Origin of the sequence: Paenibacillus sp. AR247, assembly GCF_002968895.1 — a bacterium.
Classification (GTDB): domain Bacteria; phylum Bacillota; class Bacilli; order Paenibacillales; family Paenibacillaceae; genus Paenibacillus_AQ; species Paenibacillus_AQ favisporus.
On record NZ_PCZT01000001.1, the window covers coordinates 15,015 to 18,867 of the forward strand.

A 3,853-nucleotide genomic window follows, 5' to 3' on the forward strand; every position below is an offset into this window, starting at 1 on the left:
GTTTTTGTCCGAGCGCCCGGTCACCGCGGAAATGTTCGTTTTGCTCTCCGATACCGCCTGAAGCACCTCGTTCAGGAGCCCATTCCGGTCATGTCCCGTAATTTCGATATCGACGCTGTAATTCGCCTCGATCTCGGTTTCCCACTCGACTTCGATCACGCGTGCGGCTTCTTCACCATCGCCCGACGCCGGAATGTTCGGACAGTCCGAGCGGTGCACCGATACGCCGCGGCCGCGGGTGACGTAACCGACGATATCGTCGCCGGGCACCGGATTGCAGCAGCGGGCGAACCGAACGAGCAGATTGTCGATCCCTTTGACCCGAACGCCGTTGGTCGGGCGCGATCTCTTCTCGGCCGGTTTGATTTCCTTCTTCTCGGTCGTGAGCTCCAGCAGGCTGGCTTCCTCCTGCTCCTTGCGGAGCCGCTCCGTCAGGCGGGTACAAATCTGCGCTGCCGTAATGCCGCCAAAGCCGACGCCCGACAGCATGTCTTCAATATCGTTGAACGAAAACTTCTTCGCCACTTCCAGCAGCTTCTCGTCCGTCATCCATTCAGAGATGTCCAGGCCGCGGCCTTTCAGCTCGCGCTCGACCATTTCGCGGCCCTTCTCCACGTTCTCTTCCCGTTTTTCCTTCTTGAACCACTGCTTGATCTTGCTCCGCGCATGCGAGGATTGGGCGATCTTCAGCCAGTCGCCGCTCGGTCCGTAAGAATGCTTGGACGTCAAAATCTCAACGATATCCCCGGTTTTGAGACGGTGATCCAGCGGTACGATCCGCCCGTTCACCTTGGCCCCGATGGTCCGGTTTCCGACCTCCGTATGAATCCGGTAAGCAAAATCCAGCGGCACCGAGCCGGAAGGCAGCTCAATGACCTCGCCTTTTGGCGTAAACACAAAAACAAGATCCGAGAAAAAGTCCATTTTGAGCGATTCCACAAATTCCGAAGCGTCCTTGGCTTCATGCTGCAGCTCCAGAATCTCGCGGAAAAAGGTCATTTTATTCTCAAAGTTGCCTCCGACGGCCGTTGTACCTTCCTTATAAGCCCAGTGGGCCGCGATCCCGTACTCGGCGGTCCGGTGCATTTCCCAGGTCCGGATCTGAACCTCGGTCGGCTCGCCGTTAGGCCCGACTACGGTCGTATGCAGAGACTGGTACATGTTCGCCTTCGGCATGGCGATATAGTCCTTGAACCGGCCCGGCATCGGCTTCCACAGCGTATGGATAATTCCCAGGGTGGCATAACAATCTTTAATGTTATCCACAATAATACGGATCGCGAGCAAATCGTAGATTTCGTTGAACTGCTTGTTTTTGGTCGTCATTTTATTAAAGACGCTGTAGATATGCTTCGGCCGTCCCGACAAATCGCCCTCAATGCCCATCTCCTCCAGCTTTTCGCGGATCCGGACGATGACGTTTTCGACGAACTGCTCACGCTCAGCCTTCTTCTTGTGGATCAGGTTGGCGATGCGGTAATACTGCTGCGGATTGAGGTAACGGAGCGACAAATCCTCCATTTCGCTCTTGATCGCTGAAATACCGAGACGGTCGGCAATCGGACAAAAGATTTCGAGCGTCTCATAAGCGATCCGCCGCTGACTCTCCTCGGACTGGTATTTCAATGTACGCATGTTGTGCAGGCGGTCGGCCAGCTTGATGACGATGACACGAATATCCTGCGCCATGGCGATAAACATTTTACGGTAATTCTCGTTCTGCTGTTCTTCCTTGGAACGGAACTGGATTCGCTCCAGCTTGGTCAGTCCATCGACAAGCATGGCACAGGTGGCGCCAAATCGGGTACGGATATCCTCGAGCGATACGGTCGTGTCCTCGACCACGTCATGAAGAAGCGCGGCGACGATGGAGGTCGTATCCATCATCATGTTCACGACAATATCTGCAACCGCAAGCGGATGCAGAATATAAGGCTCGCCTGATTTGCGCACCTGACCGTGATGGGCCTGTTCCGCAAATTCATAGGCTTCCCTGATGCGGTCCAAATCCGGCTCTTTTATATAGGCTCCAGCCTTTTCAAGTAATCGCTCTATGCCCATTCTAGTCGTTTCCGTTTCCCTTCTATATAAAATAGAACCCGCGTCATAATCCATCTTTGCAGGTTCTGTCATGTAATGATTTTATATAATTATGACGCTTGAACGGCGTTACGTCAACATTTCCTGCCAGGAACAGGAAGCCTGGGAACAACAAACAAGTTTTTTGGCCAAATTGCGCCCCGGGAGTGAAAAAAAAGATTGAAAAATGTCATAATTCCAGATAAATTAGATTGAATGAATTTATTGATATGGACGAAATCACGTATGGGAGTGAACGAATTGCAACGCGAAATTCAAGTCAATGAAAGGCTTCCTTTGGGTCCGGGGTTTCTGCTCAGCCTGCAGCACCTCTTCGCCATGTTCGGAAGCACGGTGCTCGTGCCGAACCTGTTCGGCGTTGATCCGAGCATGATCCTGCTGATGAACGGGATCGGCACCCTGCTGTACATCCTGATCTGCCGGGCTAAGATACCGGCGTATCTGGGCTCCAGCTTTGCTTTCATTTCTCCGGTGCTGGCCGTGCTCGGCAACAATCCGAAGGAAATTACCCGCTGGCCCTGGGGGCCTTCATCATTACGGGTATTATCTTCGTCATCGTCGGCCTGATCGTCCAGTTCGCGGGTACGAGCTGGATCGACGTCGTGTTCCCGCCGGCCGCCATGGGCGCGATCGTCGCCACGATCGGACTGGAGCTGGTGCCGACCGCAGCTGGCATGGCCGGACTGCTTCCGAAAGCAGACGCGGCTTCCGGCGCGATGACCTACGACATGAACAGCATTATTTTATCCATGACGACACTCGGCGTAACCGTCATCGGCGCGGTCCTGTTCCGCGGATTTCCGAAGATCATCCACATTCTGATCGGTATCGTCGTCGGATACGTCCTGTCCTTCTTTATGCCAGGCATGGTTAATAAGGACGCGATCGCCAGCGCCCACTTCCTCACGATGCCAACGGTCACCACGCCAAGCTGGAACTGGGGCGCCATCATGACCATCATCCCGGTATCCCTGGTTGTTATCGTAGAGCACATCGGTCACCTGCTAGTTACGAGCAACATCGTGGGCAAAGACTTGTCGAAGGACCCGGGACTGAACCGCTCGCTGCTGGGCAACGGCATTTCGACCATCCTCTCCGGCTTTGTCGGCTCCACGCCGAACACGACGTACGGGGAAAATATCGGCGTCATGGCGCTGACCAAAGTATATTCGGTCTTCGTCATCGGCGGCGCGGCCGTCATCGCGATCCTGCTGTCCTTCTCGGGCACAGTGTCTTCGGTCATCGCGAACATTCCGACGCCGGTTATGGGCGGCGTATCTCTGCTGCTGTTCGGCGTCATCGCCGCTTCCGGTCTGCGGATCTTTGTCGAGCAGAAGGTTGACTTCTCCAAGCCGACCAACATGATCCTGGCGACGCTGGTTCTGGTCGTCGGCATCAGCGGCGTGCAGCTCAACCTTGGCCCCGTTCAATTTAAAGGAATGGCGCTCGCCACGGTCGTGGGCATCGTGCTCAGTCTGTTCTTCAAGCTGATTGAGGTCACCGGGCTGTCCAATGAACCGGGCGGCAAGGAGCAGGAACTGGTGGAGAAAATTCCGGATTGAGTGGCAAGGGATCGGAAGACACAGTGAATCCGATGTGTCACATTGAATCGGCTGTCTCTCAGTGAATCGGCACAACAGTATAACCGCCAACCCTAATATGAAAAGCATACGCAAGAAAGCCGGACAAGCATCCGAAAGATGCCGTCCGGCTTTTTCGTATATTCGTGGCCTCAAACAGGGCAACTACATTT

General features: G+C 54.5%; 1 protein-coding gene and 1 pseudogene. One reads left to right on the forward strand and one right to left on the reverse strand.

Annotated features, from left to right (window positions below; genetic code table 11):
- Positions 1 to 2,061, reverse strand: a 2,061-nt coding sequence (locus CPT76_RS00085; protein WP_105441534.1) for a RelA/SpoT family protein, incomplete at its 3' end; no start/stop codon positions are given.
- A gap of 279 nt (positions 2,062 to 2,340) precedes the next feature.
- On the opposite strand from CPT76_RS00085, the pseudogene uraA reads away from it, so the two are divergent.
- Positions 2,341 to 3,662, forward strand: a pseudogene (gene uraA / locus CPT76_RS00090) (uracil permease).
- Positions 3,663 to 3,853 lie beyond the last annotated feature (191 nt).